Source organism: Carnobacterium alterfunditum DSM 5972, assembly GCF_000744115.1.
In the GTDB taxonomy this organism is placed as follows: Bacteria; Bacillota; Bacilli; order Lactobacillales; family Carnobacteriaceae; genus Carnobacterium_B; species Carnobacterium_B alterfunditum.
Genome location: NZ_JQLG01000004.1, coordinates 2,257,257 through 2,273,738 on the forward strand (window position 1 = coordinate 2,257,257; position 16,482 = coordinate 2,273,738).

The following is a 16,482-nucleotide window of genomic DNA, read 5'->3' on the forward strand; positions in this document are numbered from 1 at the left end:
GGGATAGTTTACTTCATAATAAGGTGATTTGTAGTTAGAATACAAAATAAAGTACTAGTAAATACTCTTTGAGTGCATGTTTCTTTGTGAATAAGAAACAGTTCATCTAATAAAAAGAGGTAGTTCTTTTATAGGAATCGTTTACTGATTTCTATTATCCGGTCTTTATATTTTAAAATATCAATTTCATTATCCAATACAATTTTTTCAGAAGAATCATCATTAAACTGTATTAACTTGCGATTAGTATTAAAGTTTAATCGGACAATCCATTTTCTTATACTATTATCTAGTAAAACATTAAAATAAGATTTATTATCACGATAGAAAATTCTTTCAGGATCTACAGTTTCAAAAAGGATAGCTTTTACTATTCCAAATCCTTGTATTTCTTCTTCTGTTGTTTCAATATCAGTATCAACCAACTCTAATGTTTCTTCTTTTTCTGGAATAGTATCAATAATAGTAGTTTCAATATGAGTTTCACTAGTAGTTTTTAAGGCATCGTTAATTTTAGAACTAACTTTTTCGGAAACGAATTGTTTTAATCCAGTTTGTACAATAGGAGTGAATTTATCTATTGTATTTCTAGTTGCTTTACCTTCATAAATCTTTCCAATAAAAAATTTAACGAAATCTTCACTGACTGTTTCGTATTCAGTCTCGAAATATTCTTTGAAGAGATTTAAGTATTTTAAATCTGAAGCAGTTGTAAAAATGCTTTCCAGATTAAAGCCGTCCTTTTTGAATTTGATAAGTTCAGAGAGAGAACTATCTTTGATTTTTTCTAAGTTAAAGGTAAAGAAGGGTTTCTGATCCATTTTATTTGGTTCATCCAAATCAGTAAAAAATTGATAAATAATCCCATTAGTTAGGATAGCGAACCGTGCACTGCTAGTATGAAAATAACGGAATAGTTGAGAACCATGAGTTGTCAATTTGTCATTGACTGATTTAGCCTCAATTAAAATAATCGGTTTATCATTAGACATAATAGCATAATCAATTTTTTCACCTTTTTTTATTCCAATATCAGCTATGTATTCAGGAACAAATTCTGAAGGATTAAAAACATCATAACCTAACATTTGAAAGAATGGCATAATTAATGAAGTTTTTGTTGATTCTTCTGTTAATAACTTTTCTTTTACTAGCTTAGACCGTTCGGCTAACATCATTACTTCTTGTTTGAATTTTTCCAAATTGACGCCCCCATATATGTATTTAACCCATTAATAATAAATAACATACTTTATTATTAATTAGTATACCATTAAAGATTCTTAACTACATGCATTTATCCTGAATAATTCATACTTTTTTTGAAATGCTCTGGAAAAACTGTTCTAGCGCTAGTTTAAGCTGGATTTCTCAACACCTTTTGGGTGTGCAAAAAAAACCCCAATCTGTTATGGTTAAATCACCTAAACGTAACCAAAGAAAGGGGTTCTCTCTATGGCAATTTTACATGAAAATCGGTTACTTTTCAATTCAAACATTTCGGTATCACATTCTGGTGGTAATTTATCCTCAGATTCCGGGTTAATATTAGTTAAGGAGTTTATGCACACCATTAATTTTTCTAATATTTTAAAACAAAACCTCATCATTAATGATAATCGACTTTATCATAAACATACTAATCAGGCGATAATTGAACAAATTATTTTTCAATTGATTGGTGGCTATCAAACAGATTCTTCGGCTGACATTTTATCAAAAGATCCCATTTTCCAGAGCCTATTAGCTAAAGAACAACTTGCTTCACAACCGTCTATTTCTCGCTTTTGGGATCGGTTAAATCAAGAAAATATTTTCCAATTGCAAGAAGTCAATCAAATCCTGCTTGATAAAGTACGGACTGCACGTAATACAACTGAGATGATTTTTGATTTAGACTCAACTCATTCGGATACCTTCGGGAATCAAGAAAATTCGAATTATAACGCTCATTACCAAACGAATGGCTATCATCCGCTAGTTGCCTTTGAAGGCTTGACCGGTGATTTATTGAAAGCAGAACTTCGTTCTGGTAACGTGTACACATCCAATGGTGTGGCAGATTTTGTCCAACCACTTTTTGACCATTATCAAGAAACCGTACCTGTAAGTTCTATTCTAGTGCGTGCCGATAGTGGTTTTGCAACTCCTGAATTATATGAGCTATGTGAAGAACGTCGAAATTTTTATGTTATTCGATTGAAATCGAATCGCAAATTAGGCAAAATCGCTGAGCAATTTATCTCTATAGATGATCAACACGATTGGGATAGAAAAGAAGTTCACTACGCTTCTGTACTCTATCAAGCGAAGAACTGGTCACATTCACGAAGAGTTTGTATTAAATCTACGCGTGAAGCAACAGAATTGATTGCTCGACATGAATTTATCGTAACTAATTTATCAGAAGATATTTCTGCAGAAGCGGTCTTTCAAACTTATTCTAAAAGAGGAACCATGGAAAATTATATTAAAGAGGCCAAAAATGGGTTTTATTTCGATAAAACCGACAGCCCTCGTTTCTTAGAAAATCATGCACGCATGATGGTGAGCGTACTAGCTTATAACATGGTCAATTTTATGCGTACTCTTTGTTTTACGAAAGAAACCAAAGGTTTTCAAGTATCAACCATTCGCTTGTTCTTATTTAAAGTGGCAGGTAAGCTTGTTCATTCGGGAAGGAAAACCTCTTTGAAACTCAGTTCCTCCCACGTTTATCAGAAACTCTTTCGTAAAATCTTGTGGAATATCCAGCATTTTAAATGGGAGTAGCACTCATACTCAATACAATAGTTAAAAAAAATGGCTCATTCCAAGGGGTCAGTATGCCCAAAAATCTTAATTGCCTGACAAAAAAATGAGTGCTTTGTAAATTTGAAGTAAAATCAGTAAACCAAACAAGCTACTGTCCTGAATGAAGTGAAAAACACACTAATTTTTATTTTTTGAAAAAAGTATGAATCATTCAGGTTTATAGAAGTAATTATTTTTTGAAATAAACAGTTTTTTTACAATATCGTCTATTCATTACACCAGATTAGTTTCCCAAATATCTTTGGTTGGAATGAGATTCTTTTTATCTAATCGTTATTTTATTGTATACTAGTAAATGTAGGAATTTATACTAAATATGTACTAGATGGTAAAGAGGAATAGATGGATGCTGTGCTTTGGTATTCTGCAGCAAATGAAATCCAAACATAGCAACAACAAAAATTTTGGTTGCAGTAAACCAGTCAACTAATGGAGGCGAACAATGATGGCACAAGAAACCGTATTAGATTATTTAGGAGAAGCATTGGAAGAAAGTGATTTTGAATTTGATTGGAAATTAGAATGGAATAAAAAACAGCACGCAATCGAAGTTTATTTTTCGATTTTTGCTGAAAAACAAGAAGAAAATATTGTGATCGAAGACATAGAAGGAACTACAGCTCAAGGCAACATTATCCAATTTGAGGATGCTATCTGCCTTTTTGATCCTAAAAAATCAAAGATTCAAACAGATAACTACTTAAAAGCCTTTCCAGTTGATTTTAAAATGGGCATTGAAAAAGGATATATTGATGCGATTCTAAAGACACTTCGTATAGTTGTTACAGAAGGACAATCCGATTTACTAGATTTTGCTACCGACCCAACAATCGAAGAATTTGAGTTAAACTGGAATGATACTAATTTTGACGGAACAATCAAAACATTAAAAAATATCAATCGTTACGATGAAGAGAAACTCCCTTATCCAAAATATTAAACTAATCAAAACTAAATAAATGATTAAATGGAGGTAAAATAATAAGATGAAGTGGATTGAATTACAAATACAAACCTCAAATGAAGCTGTTGAAGCTGTTTCAAATATTCTTATTGAGTCAGGTTCCCAAGGGGTAGCTATTGAGGATAGACAAGATTTCTTGAATAACCCTGATGATGGCTTTGGTGAGATATGGGCGTTAGATGAAGCAGACTTTTCTAAAGAAGGTGTGATCATAAAAGCCTATTTTCCAGATACGCTATTTTTACCTGAATTGGTCCCAAACATCAAACTTAGAATCGAAGAACTCAAGACATTTGGCTTAAATATTGCGCCAAATAATATAAAAGTAGACGAGGTTGCAGAAGAAAATTGGGCTACGGCTTGGAAAAAATATTACCATCCTTTGCAAGTAACTCGATTTTTAACAGTCGTTCCAAGTTGGGAAGAGTATGACCTAAAACATTCAGATGAGCGAGTGATCCGGTTAGATCCGGGTTTAGCATTTGGTACAGGTACTCATCCAACAACCATACTTTCCTTACAAGCTCTTGAAACATACATTCGTGGAGATGAAACGATTTTAGATGTAGGGACAGGTTCAGGTGTATTAAGTATCGCCAGTAAAGCTCTAGGTGCCAAACATGTTCATGCCTATGATTTAGACGATGTGGCTGTAAAAGCAGCTGTTGAAAATATTGAGTTGAATGAGTATGCTAAAGATATTATTGTAAAAGCCAATGATTTGTTGAAAGGCGTAACGATCGAAGCTGATATCGTTGTAGCAAATATTCTAGCAGAAATCATTATTCCGCTTATACCAGAAGCTTTTGATGTACTCAAACCAGGCGGTCTATTTTTAACTTCAGGGATCATTGAGGATAAAAAAGAGTTGATCCTCTCTGAGCAAAGAAAACAAGGCTTTACAATCGTACAAGTGCAGCAAATGAAAGACTGGTGCAGTATCGTCGCTCAAAAACCTTTAGCGGAGGATGAGTAAATGCAACGCTATTTTTTAAATGAAGATTTAAAGGATTATCAAAATCAAACTATTTCGATTAGCGGAGATAGTTTTCATCACATGATAAAAGTAATGCGTATGAAAGTTGATCATCGTGTATACCTTGTAACCAAAGATCAGCAAGCTTTTATTGCTAAAATCAATGCAATTGAAGAAAATAAAGTTCTTTTAAACTGGGTCGAAGATGATCTTAGACAACAAGAATTGCCGATCGATGTGACGATTGCTAGCGGCCTTCCTAAAGGAGACAAGTTAGATCTGATCGTCCAAAAGGGAACAGAATTAGGCGCAAGTGCGTTCATTCCTTTTGCGGGGTCTTTTTCGATCACAAAATGGGATACCAAAAAAGCAGCTAAAAAAATCGAACGATTACAAAAGATTGCACAGGAAGCAGCTGAACAATCGCACCGTACAAAAATTCCAACACTTCAGCCACTTGCTTCGGTGAAGCAGCTGATTGAGATGAAAGAACAATTTGATGTCTGTTTAGTAGCATATGAAGAAAGTGCTAAAGCAGGAGAAGATCAAAATTTTGTTAAAGGATTAAAAATGCTGCCTGCTGGCGGAAAGTTACTCATTGTTTTTGGTCCGGAAGGCGGGTTATCTAAAGATGAAGTAGGCGCATTCATTCAGAATGGCTTTTTGCCTTGTGCACTGGGTCCAAGAATTTTAAGAACCGAAACTGCTCCATTGTATGCACTGGCAGCGGCTTCGTATCATTTTGAATTGATGCATAAATGAGAAATTTCTTTTTTGTCCAAAACGGAGAAATTAGGTATAATGAAAATGCTATCATCAATATAAGAAAGAGGGATATAATATGACAGTAGAATTAAACAAAACAATTGATCACACATTATTAAAACCAGAAGCAACGGAGGCACAAATCAAAATGCTTTGTGAAGAAGCAGCAGAATATGACTTTATGTCTGTATGTATCAACCCAACTTGGGTAAAAAAAGCTGCAGAACTACTTAGTGGTACAGACGTAAAAGTATGTACGGTCATTGGTTTTCCTTTAGGAGCTAATACATCTGAAGTAAAAGCCTTTGAAGCAGAAAATGCGATTCAAAATGGGGCAACTGAAGTGGATATGGTCATCAATATTGGCGCTCTTAAAGGCGGGAATGACGCTTTAGTCCAAAGTGACATCGAAAGTGTAGTAAATGTTTCAAAAGGAAGAGCGTTGTCAAAAGTTATTATCGAAACAGCCTTATTAACAAATGAAGAAAAGATACGTGCATGCGAACTGGCTAAAAAAGCAGGAGCTGATTTTGTGAAAACATCTACCGGTTTTTCAACAGGCGGAGCAACACTTGAAGACATTAAATTGATGCGTGCTACTGTAGGACCTGATATGGGTGTTAAAGCAAGTGGTGGCGTTCGTACAACGGAAGATGCTAAACAATTTATTGAAGCAGGCGCTACTCGTTTAGGTTCTTCAAACGGATTAGCAATCGTAAAAGGTTAAACGAATTTTAATCAGAATAACAAATAACTCACTAAATAAGTTGGAAAGAATACGAGTCTGATTGTGACTTGTATTCTTTTTTTTATAGAATCTTTTACAAAAGTAAAAAATAAAGCCTGTTTTGTTTGATTTTTTTGTTTATATTGAAATTGATCCTTAATATTAGTATAATGTAGTGTGAAGCAATATTTAAAGCACCCATTTGGAGTGCTTATTTTGTATTAATCGATTTGAAATGAAATAAAATAAAATATAAAATTTAATTAGTGATAAATGAAAAGAAGGTGACAATATGCCCAAAAATAAAGATTACACTGCACAAGAAGTAATTGCCTTAACCGTTACTTACATGAATAGCAGTCATGTGGCTTTTGTCAAAAAGGCTTGTGATTTTGCCACAAATGCTCATAGAGATCAGTTTAGAAAATCAGGAGAGCCTTATATCATCCATCCGATACAAGTTGCCGGTATCTTAGCTGAATTAAAGATGGATCCTGTTACAGTAGCGACCGGATTTCTTCATGATGTTGTAGAGGATACTGAATATACCTTTGAAGATATTTCAAGAGAATTTTCTCCCGAAGTTGCGATACTTGTAGATGGTGTTACTAAATTAGGAAAAATTAAATATAAATCACATGAAGAGCAGCAAGCAGAAAATCATCGTAAAATGTTGTTGGCAATGGCAAAAGATTTAAGAGTGATCATGGTTAAATTGGCTGATCGCTTGCATAATCTTCGTACACTGAAATTTCATAGACCCGAAAAACAAAGACAAATTGCAAATGAAACACTTGAAGTGTATGCTCCGCTTGCTCACCGTTTAGGGATCAATTTAATTAAATGGGAATTAGAAGATACTTCATTACGCTATTTAAATCCGCAACAATACTACCGAATTGTCCATTTAATGAACTCTAAAAGAGAAGAGAGAGAAGCTTATATCTCCGATTCTATTTCAAAGATTCAAGAATCAGTTGAAGAATTAAATATAACTGCAGATATCACCGGTAGACCAAAGCATATTTATTCCATCTATCGTAAAATGCGTGATCATAAAAAACAATTTGATCAAATTTATGATTTATTAGCGATTCGTGTCATCGTTGATTCAATTAAGGATTGCTACGCTGTATTAGGAGCTATCCATACCCGTTGGAAACCAATGCCAGGCAGATTCAAAGATTACATTGCCATGCCAAAATCGAATATGTACCAATCGATCCATACCACTGTTATCGGACAGTATGGTAAACCTATAGAAGTCCAAATCCGGACAAAGGAAATGCACGCAGTAGCTGAATATGGAGTTGCAGCTCACTGGGCATACAAAGAAGGCATCACTAAAAAAATTGAAGATGATTCAGATGACAATAAATTAGCATGGTTTAGGGATATCATCGAATTACAAGATGACTCAAAAGATGCTAGCGACTTTATGGCGAGTGTTAAACAAGATATTTTCAAAGATAAAGTTTACGTTTTTACACCAAAAGGAGACGTCAGTGAATTGCCTTCAGGAGCTGGTCCGTTAGACTTTGCGTTTAATATCCATACTGAAATAGGGAATAAGACGATTGGTGCTAAGATAAATGGTAAAATCGTGCCCTTAAATTATAAGTTGAAAACAGGAGATATCATTGAAATATTAACATCTCCAAATTCATACGGCCCTAGCCGTGATTGGATCAACTTAGTATCAACTAGCAAAGCCAAAAATAAAATCAAACGTTTCTTTAAGCTGCAAGATCGAGAAGTGAATATCATAAAGGGTCGAGATATGCTTGAAAAGCAGTTGAACGACATGCAATTTCAACCCAAAAATTTCTTGACGAAAAGCAACATCAAGATGCTCCTAGAACGCTTTAATTTCACTTCAGAGGATGATTTATATGCTGCAATCGGTTTTGGTGAATTAACAGCTCTTGTAATAGCTAATCGTTTAACAGAAAAAGAACGTAAAGATCGAGAAAACGAAAAAAAAGTCCAAGAAGTTACGTCAATTGAATCGAAAACTAAAAAAGAGCCTGAGAAAATCAAAGTGAAACACGAAGGTGGCATTGTCATTCAAGGAATCGATAATTTGCTCATTCGTATTAGCCGCTGCTGTAATCCTGTACCAGGTGATGAAATTGTTGGATATATCACAAAAGGCAGAGGCGTTTCGATTCATCGTAAAAATTGCCCTAATGTTCTTGCAGCAAAAGATGCAGAAAATCGATTAATTGAAGTCGAATGGGAAGAAGCTACTTCTAAAAGTCAAGATTACAATGCTGAGTTACAAATCATTGGCTATAATCGCTCGGGCTTGTTGAATGAAGTCTTACAAGTTGTAAATAGTATGACAAAAAATTTAAATAACGTAAATGGAAAAGTAGATAAAGATAAGATGGCTACTATTACATTAACAGTGGGCATTCAAAATATCGCTCAACTGGATAAAATCGTTGAAAAAATTAAATCTATTCCTGATGTTTATAATGTGAGAAGAATGTCTTCTTGATCCTTAGCGATTAAAAGAAAACAGAAAATGGTCTGTCCTTTAGGGCAAATTTCTGTTTTCTTTTTTTTGAAATTACAAATGTTCAAAGAATCTCTGGCAAACCCAGAAGAGGTTTTATTCTGTTGCATTAATTGATCAATTAATGCCAGAAATTACAAGTTCTTTTTAGAAAATATAAGGTGGTTTTGGAAAATGAAGATTGTTATCCAGAGAACAAAAGAAGCAAGTGTCAGTATCGAAGGAACAATCATGGGAGAAATAACACATGGATTGGTATTGTTAGTGGGGATAGAAGAAGAGGATCAGCAAGAAGATATTGATTATCTGGTACGTAAAATCAGCAACATGCGTATTTTTGAAGATTCTCAAGGGAAAATGAATTTAAGTATAGAAGATGTCGGTGGAGAAATTCTTTCTATTTCTCAATTCACACTATATGCTGACACAAAAAAAGGAAATCGTCCAAGTTTTACCAAGGCCGCAAAACCAGAAACGGCTATTCCAATCTACGATGCATTCAATGCTCAATTAAAAGCAACGGGCCTAACTGTTCAAACGGGGATCTTTGGTGCAGATATGCAAGTATCACTTTTAAATGATGGTCCGGTTACCATTATTATTGACAGCAAACAGCATTGAAAAATTGCCTAAAAAAAGAGGACCGACAATAGGAAGTATGACTCCTATTGCCGGTCCTTTTTTTAATTATGGGATAAAGTACTGGTTTAATGATTGATAAATGATTTCAGCCACTGATGTTTGGTAATCTGACGAATTGACTGTCAGTTGATCCACATCATTATTTAAATAGCCTAACTCAATCAAAATCGCGGGCTGAGTATTTTCTCTTGTGACATAAAAATCGCCAAAACGAAAGTCATTATTAGGCAATATACCATTCTGTTGGAAATTTGCACTAATAGTTTCAGCTAAAGGAATATCTTTATCGTGGTAATAATACGTGGTAGTTCCACTGACTTCGTTAGCTATTTCAGTTGAATCATAGTGTAAACTGATAAATACGTCTGCATTAGATTGATTACTGATAACCGTTCGTTCGTCTAAACTAAGAAATTCATCATCAGAACGAGTTAAGATAACATTTGCCCCAGCATCACGTAATCGGTTGGCAACAAGTTTAGCCGTACTCAAAGTTACTTCTTTTTCGTGAAAGGTATTTGCTAAAGCGCCAGGGTCATTTCCACCATGGCCAGCGTCGATCACGATAGTAGCTTCTGCTAGCGAAGTCACACTAGCTGTGGGAGCTGGCGTTTGGTCAGCTGATAAGTCTACTACCCAATTGGCTACATAGCCTGTTTGGCCATCTGTTAATTCTACTTGATACCAATCACCATCAGTAGAAAGGTAATTAAAACTCTCCCCTTTTCCAGCAGTTTCGACAACTGAACCTTCAATTGAAGGACCATTTCGGATGTTTGTACCAGAACTACGAGTCGTGACTGTTTGAATAGTTGCTGAATCTTCTTCTGCAACTGCAACAGTCGTTGTTTCAGTTACTGCTTCGGAAATTTCAATTAAATCTGAACTTATCCAAGCAACTTGTCCATAATATTGAACTTGAGTCCAGCCTTCTTGTTGAAATAATACTGTTAATTCCGTCCCGTTTGTTACTTTGCCAAGAATATCAGCGTTAATATTGCTTTCACTGCGAATGTTTACCTCTTCACCAGTGACGACTCCAATTTTATTGGTTGCAGCACTTACTTCAGTATTCTCAATTAGCCAACTGGCTATCCAACCAATCTGGTCATTACTTAAACGCACTTTGTACCATTCATTTTCTTCTGATAACATGGTAACTTTTTCTCCACCGGTAACTTGAGTCATAATGTCATAAGACAGACCAGGACCTGTTCGAACGTTGACCACACTTGCATCGACTTTGATCGATCCTTGATTAGCAAGAACAACAGTGGCAAAAACAGTTAATCCGATAAATAAGGTAATGATCAACAATGAAACAATTTTCTTTGGCTTATTTAATGTCAATTTGTTTTCCACTGATAAATTCACTACTTTCTGAATTGCGAAAACGCAATCAACGTTAGATTATATGTATTCTCTAATTATAGCAATGTTACGCTTTAATATGCAATTAAATCTTAATATTCCTTTAATTTTTTTATTTAGTAGAAGAACAGATATTTTTTAATTTTTCTAGTCTTGACATTATTTAGCCTTTCTTGTAGTGTTATATTATTATATAAATTACCCAATGAAAGAAAAAGTAAGTCGTTCTAACGTGTGGATAGAGAGAATTTCCTTAGGCTGAAAGAAATTCCCGTAGAGTAAACTGAAAGACATTCTGGAGGGTTAGCAGTAAAAGCTGCTACGTTACGAGCGTTAATCGTTGAGGAAAGCTTAGCTTTCAAATAAAGGTGGTACCACGTATAGTGAAAAGTCATTCGTCCTTATTCTATTCAGAATAAGGACTTTTTTTGTGTTTTTTTATAAATTATAATTATAGAAAATAAGGAGTGTTGAGGTATGGCAATTCAAAAACCAAAAGGAACAGCTGATGTGTTACCAGAAGAAGCAAGAAAATGGCAACATGTTGAAGAAATTTTAAATATGGTATTAGCGGACTATCAATTTGGGGAAATAAGGACCCCTATTTTTGAAAGCTATGATTTATTTTCTCGTGGAGTGGGAGAAACCAGCGATATCGTTTCAAAAGAGATGTATGATTTTTATGACAAAGGAAATCGGCATATGTCGCTTCGTCCAGAGGGAACAGCCCCTGTTGTGCGTGCATTTGTTGAAAATAAATTATTCGGTCCAGAACATAATAAACCGTATAAAGTCTATTACAAAGGTCCGATGTTCCGTTATGAACGCCCTCAAGGTGGTAGAATGAGACAATTCCATCAATTAGGTGTTGAAGTTTTTGGCAGCACGAACCCAGCAACCGATGTAGAATCAATGGCTTTAGCGATGGCGTTATTTGAAGAGCTTGGATTGAAAAAATTGACATTAGTGATCAATTCATTAGGCGATGCTGAAAGTCGTTTAGCCTATAGAGAAGCTCTTATTGCTTATCTAGAACCTCATTTTGAAGAATTAAGCTCAGATTCGCAAACACGTCTGCATAAGAATCCACTACGTGTTCTAGATAGTAAAGATAAAAAAGATAAAGAAATCGTGGAAAATGCTCCATCTATTTTAGATTATTTAAGTAATGATTCAAAAGAGCATTTTGAGACAGTTAAAGAAATGTTAACGGCCTTGGATATTCCTTTTGTGATAGACAGCAATATGGTCAGAGGATTAGATTATTATACACATACGATTTTTGAAGTCATGAGTGATGCTCCTGGTTTTGGAGCAATTACAACTATTTGTGCTGGTGGACGCTATGATGGATTGGTAGAAGAAATTGGTGGACCAGCTACGCCTGGTTTTGGTTTCGCATTAGGATTAGAGCGCTTGATGATGACGTTAGAAGCAGAAGAAATTGATATACCAGATACGCATGAAGTTGATGTTTATGTTATTGGGTTAGGGGAATCAACAAATCTTGAAGCTCTTAAAATTGTTCAAGCGATTCGTGGAGCAGGCTTGTCTGCAGAGCGTGATTACATGAACCGTAAAATAAAAGGACAATTTAAAACGGCTTCAAAATTAAAGGCTAAAGTGGTCATTACTTTAGGTGATGTAGAACTAGAAAAACAAGTGGCGAATTTTAAAGTTATGAAGACGGGAAAAGAATCAAGCGTTTCGTTAGCAGAAATCTATAAAGATTTCGAAAAATTATTTAATTTAAAAATAGCAGACATGACAGCTTTCAATGACTTTTTCAATAAAGAAGATTAAATCGAATAATTAGTGATAGGAGCTGGAGTAAATGGGAAAAAGAACAGAATATTGTGGGAAAATATCTCGCGATTTATTAGGGCAAGAAATAGTATTAAAAGGATGGGTGCAAAAAAGAAGAGACTTAGGGGATTTGATTTTTATTGATCTACGTGATCGCGAAGGGGTCGTTCAAATCGTTTTCAATCCAACTTTCTCGAAAGAGGCATTAGCGATTGCTGAAGGTATCCGTAGTGAGTTTGTTCTTGAAATCAAAGGGAGAGTCGTTGAACGGAAGGAAGCTGTTGTAAATAAGAATATTGCAACGGGGGAGCTTGAAATAGAAGCCTATGACGTTACCGTTCTAAACACGTCAAAAACACCACCTTTTTATATCGAAGATGGTGTAGCAGTATCAGATGACAAAAGAATGCAATACCGTTATTTGGATCTAAGACGTCCAGAAATGACTCAAAACATGATTTTACGTCATCAAATGACAAAATCTATCCGCCATTATTTAGATGACCAAAATTTTATTGACACTGAAACACCTTATTTAACAAAATCAACTCCAGAAGGGGCAAGAGATTATCTTGTACCCTCACGTGTTCACCCAGGTCATTTTTATGCGCTGCCTCAATCGCCACAATTATTCAAACAACTTTTGATGGGTGCTGGATTTGATCGTTATTATCAAATCGTTCGTTGCTTTAGAGATGAAGATTTACGTGGGGATCGTCAACCAGAGTTTACTCAAATCGATATTGAAACCAGCTTTTTAGAACCTGAAGAAATTCAAGCATTTACTGAAGAGTTGTTAGCTAAAGTATTAAAAGATACAAAAGGCGTTGAATTGACGCTACCATTCCAACAAATGGGTTATGATGAAGCCATCAGTCGTTACGGCAGTGACAAACCGGATGTCCGTTTTGGATTAGAACTAGTAGATGTCAGTGAGCTTGTTAAGGAATCAAGTTTTAAAGTCTTTAGCGGAGCAATTGAAAATGGCGGAGCAGTAAAAGCTATTAATGCTAAAGGATCTGCGAGCAACTATTCTCGGAAAGATATTGATGCATTAGGCGAATTTGTTTCTGTTTATGGTGCAAAAGGTCTTGCTTGGTTAAAAGTTGAAGAAGATGGACTAAAAGGACCTATTGCTAAATTCTTTAAAGAAGATGCAGAAGCCTTGATTGAAAAAATGGAAGCAGAAGCTGGCGATTTATTACTGTTTGTTGCTGATAAAAAATCTGTTGTTCACGATTCATTGGGAGCTTTGCGTTCGAAGTTAGGAAAAGAATTAGGATTGATCGATGAGTCAAGATATGCCTTCCTTTGGATCGTTGATTGGCCATTATTAGAGTATGATGATGCAGCAGAGCGTTATACAGCTGCACATCATCCGTTTACTATGCCAAAAGAATCTGATATTGGATTGTTAGAAACCGATCCAGGAAAAGTTTATGCTCAAGCTTACGATATCATCTTAAATGGATACGAATTAGGTGGAGGATCGATCAGGATCCATAAACGTGATCTACAAGAAAAAATGTTTAAAGCTCTAGGCTTCTCAAAAGAAGAAGCTGAAGAACAATTTGGTTTCTTGTTAGATGCGTTAGAGTATGGTTTCCCGCCACATGGTGGAATTGCATTAGGACTTGATCGTTTTGCTATGCTGCTTGCAGGTAAGGAAAATATTCGCGAAGTTATTGCATTCCCTAAAAATGGGAAAGCTACTGATCCGTTAACAGAAGCACCTAGTCTGGTCAGTGAAGCTCAACTAAGTGAATTATCGATCCACACAACAAAAATTGAAGATTAGTCTGTTTAAAAAAATTATTCTTAAACAGCAAAAAACGCAAGCAAACTAGATTTGTTTGCGTTTTTTTGCTATACCTGATGGCGAGTGTAGGTGGAACATCTAATCCGGTCTATTTTTGAAAAAAATTATTTTTATAGCAGCGATGTTTTAAAATAACAAACGAATAGAAATCAATAAAAATATAACTTGTTATTCATATTCAATTTTGTCAAAATAGAATAAGGAAACGAATTCAGGGAGGTTTATACATGAATGCAAAAAGATGGTCTGCAATAGGGATCGCGCTAGGTATTTTTATTTTTTCACTGTTTTTCAGTAATTATTTCTCTTACATGGTACAAAAGCAAGAAACGACGGAAACGGTAAGCGATAGTTTTTTAAGTCTATTGGGCACGAATACAGTAGAAGAAAGTTTATTAAAAGCTGGGAACAGCTCAAAACGAATCGTTGTTTTGTCTGTAGACGGAACCATTCTAGCTGGCCAATCAGCCAGTCTGACAGGAGATTCTGGGTACGATCATGATGGTTTTTTGCAACAATTAGAACAAGTTTTAATAGACGATACGATCAAAGGAATTATTTTATCCGTTAATTCTCCAGGTGGCGGAACGTATGAAAGTGCTCAAATCAAAGACAAACTGGTCGCCATTCAGCAAACAACAGATATACCGATCTATGTTTCCATGGGCAGCATGGCTGCCAGCGGAGGTTATTATATTTCAGCTTCAGCAGAAAAAATATTCGCTTCGGAAGAAACATTGACAGGCTCGATCGGAGTAATTATGTCCGGAACTAATTTCACCGAGTTATTTGAAAAAATCGGTGTGGATGATACGACCATTAAAAGTGGTAAATTTAAAGATATCGGCTCTGCAACTCGGATGATGACTGAAGAAGATGCAGCAATTTTACAAACTATAGTGGATACTTCATATGATCGATTTGTAGAAATCATTGTTGAAGGACGTGGAATGGAAAAAGATGCGGTCAAAAATCTAGCTGACGGACGCATTTATGACGGAGTACAGGCTCTTGAAAATGGCTTAGTCGATGAGATCGGTTACCAAGAAGATGCACTTGAAGCTATCCAAAAAGATTATGACTTGAAAGATGCAGAGATTTTTAGTTACCAAAATCCTTCTTTATCTTTTGCATCTTTATTTAATGCAAAAGTAAGCAACCTTTTTCAAACAAGTGAAACAACGGAGTCAGAAATAAGTAAATTAATGTCTGCAATCGGAACGGCAGATTCGCCAAAGATGATGTACTATTACGGAGGCAAATAAAATGACCACAACTCCTAGAATTAATGAACAAGAAAATGTAGAAGAAACGGTGCATGCAAAAAAAGGCGATACAAAAGAACTGGATTTAAGCGAATTAAAAAAAGAATTAGCCATTGAGGAAGCAGAAATTGAAAGAGTAAAACGTTTCAAAAAACAAGAAGAAAAAAATGAAACTAACCAATCTGATAATGCAGCTGTTAAAACCTCCTTGGAGGAGACAAAACCGCAAGAGAAACAAACGACTAGTCCACAAGAACTGAGAGATGCTCGAAGAAAGTATTGGCAAGAAAAACAAAAAGAAGAAGAACGTCATCGGAAACCATTCCACAACTTTCCATCTTTTTTTTATGCTGGCTTTTGGTTGAGATTGTTTGCTCTTTTGATCGATCTGCTCGTTATCTGGAGTATCAATCGATTAATCGTTCAATCGCTATTTTTAGTGCTGCGCTATCCTCTTAGTGAGGAATCGTTTTCGGCTTTTTCATTAAGTAAATTAGCGGTGTATCTCCTTTATTTTATTGTATCGACAAAATGGACAAACGGACAAACAATAGGAAAAATCATTTTTGGAATCCGAGTAGTCAGTTTTAAAGAAGAAAAATTAAGCTGGGGGACGGTACTTATCCGTGAATGCTTTGGCCGCTATATTTTAAAAATATTCCCCTTTATTTACTTGATGGTATTATTCACTCGTGAGAAGCAACACCTAGCTGATTTTTTCGGTGAAACAGCTGTTGTCTCAGAAAATTTAGTCCGGGCAAGCGAGCTTTCGCTAAAAGAGGAATAGAAAATAAACGAGTCTGTGATCCTGG

At 35.3% G+C, this 16,482-nt stretch carries 13 protein-coding genes and 1 other annotated feature; of the genes, 11 read left to right on the forward strand and 2 right to left on the reverse strand.

Annotated elements, in window-relative coordinates:
* Nucleotides 1-128: 128 nt before the first annotated feature.
* Nucleotides 129-1,202, reverse strand: coding sequence for a type I restriction endonuclease (locus tag BR50_RS11070; protein ID WP_342741933.1), 1,074 nt, complete (start codon nucleotides 1,200-1,202; stop codon nucleotides 129-131).
* A 253-nt stretch (nucleotides 1,203-1,455) separates the two neighbouring features.
* Here BR50_RS11070 and BR50_RS11075 point away from each other — a divergent pair, with 253 nt between their 5' ends.
* From BR50_RS11075 to dtd, 7 genes are all read left to right on the forward strand, one after another.
* Complete coding sequence (locus BR50_RS11075; RefSeq protein ID WP_034548639.1) at nucleotides 1,456-2,772, forward strand: IS1380 family transposase; 1,317 nt, start codon at nucleotides 1,456-1,458, stop codon at nucleotides 2,770-2,772.
* 484 nt (nucleotides 2,773-3,256) lie between these two features.
* Nucleotides 3,257-3,754, forward strand: coding sequence for a DUF3013 family protein (locus BR50_RS11080; protein ID WP_245792785.1), 498 nt, complete (start codon nucleotides 3,257-3,259; stop codon nucleotides 3,752-3,754).
* 46 nt (nucleotides 3,755-3,800) lie between these two features.
* Nucleotides 3,801-4,754, forward strand: coding sequence for a 50S ribosomal protein L11 methyltransferase (gene prmA / locus BR50_RS11085; protein WP_034548640.1), 954 nt, complete (start codon nucleotides 3,801-3,803; stop codon nucleotides 4,752-4,754).
* On the forward strand, nucleotides 4,755-5,516 hold the full coding sequence (locus tag BR50_RS11090; RefSeq protein WP_034548642.1) for a 16S rRNA (uracil(1498)-N(3))-methyltransferase: 762 nt from the start codon (nucleotides 4,755-4,757) through the stop codon (nucleotides 5,514-5,516). It abuts the gene before it with no gap.
* A 79-nt stretch (nucleotides 5,517-5,595) separates the two neighbouring features.
* Nucleotides 5,596-6,246, forward strand: coding sequence for a deoxyribose-phosphate aldolase (gene deoC / locus BR50_RS11095; protein WP_034548644.1), 651 nt, complete (start codon nucleotides 5,596-5,598; stop codon nucleotides 6,244-6,246).
* Between the two features lie 292 nt (nucleotides 6,247-6,538).
* Nucleotides 6,539-8,749 (forward strand): RelA/SpoT family protein, encoded by a 2,211-nt coding sequence (locus BR50_RS11100; RefSeq protein ID WP_034548645.1) that lies wholly within the window; start codon nucleotides 6,539-6,541, stop codon nucleotides 8,747-8,749.
* A 192-nt stretch (nucleotides 8,750-8,941) separates the two neighbouring features.
* Nucleotides 8,942-9,388 (forward strand): D-aminoacyl-tRNA deacylase, encoded by a 447-nt coding sequence (dtd, locus tag BR50_RS11105; RefSeq protein WP_034548646.1) that lies wholly within the window; start codon nucleotides 8,942-8,944, stop codon nucleotides 9,386-9,388.
* A 66-nt stretch (nucleotides 9,389-9,454) separates the two neighbouring features.
* Here the strand turns inward: dtd and BR50_RS11110 are convergent, their stop codons facing one another.
* A complete protein-coding gene (locus BR50_RS11110; RefSeq protein ID WP_245792787.1) occupies nucleotides 9,455-10,759 on the reverse strand; it encodes an N-acetylmuramoyl-L-alanine amidase family protein in 1,305 nt (434 codons plus the stop codon).
* A 217-nt stretch (nucleotides 10,760-10,976) separates the two neighbouring features.
* Nucleotides 10,977-11,186: a binding site (T-box leader), on the forward strand.
* Between the two features lie 71 nt (nucleotides 11,187-11,257).
* Between BR50_RS11110 and hisS the strand changes: the two genes are divergently transcribed.
* The 4 genes from hisS to BR50_RS11130 all read left to right on the forward strand — a co-directional run bounded on the left by hisS (nucleotide 11,258) and on the right by BR50_RS11130 (nucleotide 16,457).
* On the forward strand, nucleotides 11,258-12,583 hold the full coding sequence (hisS, locus tag BR50_RS11115) for a histidine--tRNA ligase (protein WP_034548648.1): 1,326 nt from the start codon (nucleotides 11,258-11,260) through the stop codon (nucleotides 12,581-12,583).
* Between the two features lie 31 nt (nucleotides 12,584-12,614).
* Nucleotides 12,615-14,384 carry an aspartate--tRNA ligase gene (gene aspS, locus BR50_RS11120; RefSeq protein WP_034548650.1) on the forward strand — a complete coding sequence of 590 codons (1,770 nt, stop codon included), beginning with the start codon at nucleotides 12,615-12,617 and terminating at the stop codon, nucleotides 14,382-14,384.
* A gap of 248 nt (nucleotides 14,385-14,632) precedes the next feature.
* Complete coding sequence (gene sppA, locus BR50_RS11125) at nucleotides 14,633-15,670, forward strand: signal peptide peptidase SppA (RefSeq protein ID WP_034548651.1); 1,038 nt, start codon at nucleotides 14,633-14,635, stop codon at nucleotides 15,668-15,670.
* Nucleotide 15,671: 1 nt separating this feature from the next.
* The gene (locus tag BR50_RS11130) at nucleotides 15,672-16,457 is read left to right on the forward strand and encodes an RDD family protein (protein WP_034548653.1); all 786 of its coding nucleotides are present in this window, start codon (nucleotides 15,672-15,674) and stop codon (nucleotides 16,455-16,457) included.
* Nucleotides 16,458-16,482 lie beyond the last annotated feature (25 nt).

Bases quoted from the DNA above. Each gene is read 5' to 3' on its own strand.
- BR50_RS11130 (WP_034548653.1), top strand. From the start codon at position 15,672: ATGACCACAACTCCTAGAATTAATGAACAAGAAAATGTAGAAGAAACG.
- sppA (WP_034548651.1), top strand. From the start codon at position 14,633: ATGAATGCAAAAAGATGGTCTGCAATAGGGATCGCGCTAGGTATTTTT.
- deoC (WP_034548644.1), top strand. From the start codon at position 5,596: ATGACAGTAGAATTAAACAAAACAATTGATCACACATTATTAAAACCA.
- dtd (WP_034548646.1), top strand. From the start codon at position 8,942: ATGAAGATTGTTATCCAGAGAACAAAAGAAGCAAGTGTCAGTATCGAA.
- BR50_RS11080 (WP_245792785.1), top strand. From the start codon at position 3,257: ATGATGGCACAAGAAACCGTATTAGATTATTTAGGAGAAGCATTGGAA.
- BR50_RS11075 (WP_034548639.1), top strand. From the start codon at position 1,456: ATGGCAATTTTACATGAAAATCGGTTACTTTTCAATTCAAACATTTCG.
- BR50_RS11100 (WP_034548645.1), top strand. From the start codon at position 6,539: ATGCCCAAAAATAAAGATTACACTGCACAAGAAGTAATTGCCTTAACC.
- aspS (WP_034548650.1), top strand. From the start codon at position 12,615: ATGGGAAAAAGAACAGAATATTGTGGGAAAATATCTCGCGATTTATTA.
- hisS (WP_034548648.1), top strand. From the start codon at position 11,258: ATGGCAATTCAAAAACCAAAAGGAACAGCTGATGTGTTACCAGAAGAA.
- BR50_RS11090 (WP_034548642.1), top strand. From the start codon at position 4,755: ATGCAACGCTATTTTTTAAATGAAGATTTAAAGGATTATCAAAATCAA.
- prmA (WP_034548640.1), top strand. From the start codon at position 3,801: ATGAAGTGGATTGAATTACAAATACAAACCTCAAATGAAGCTGTTGAA.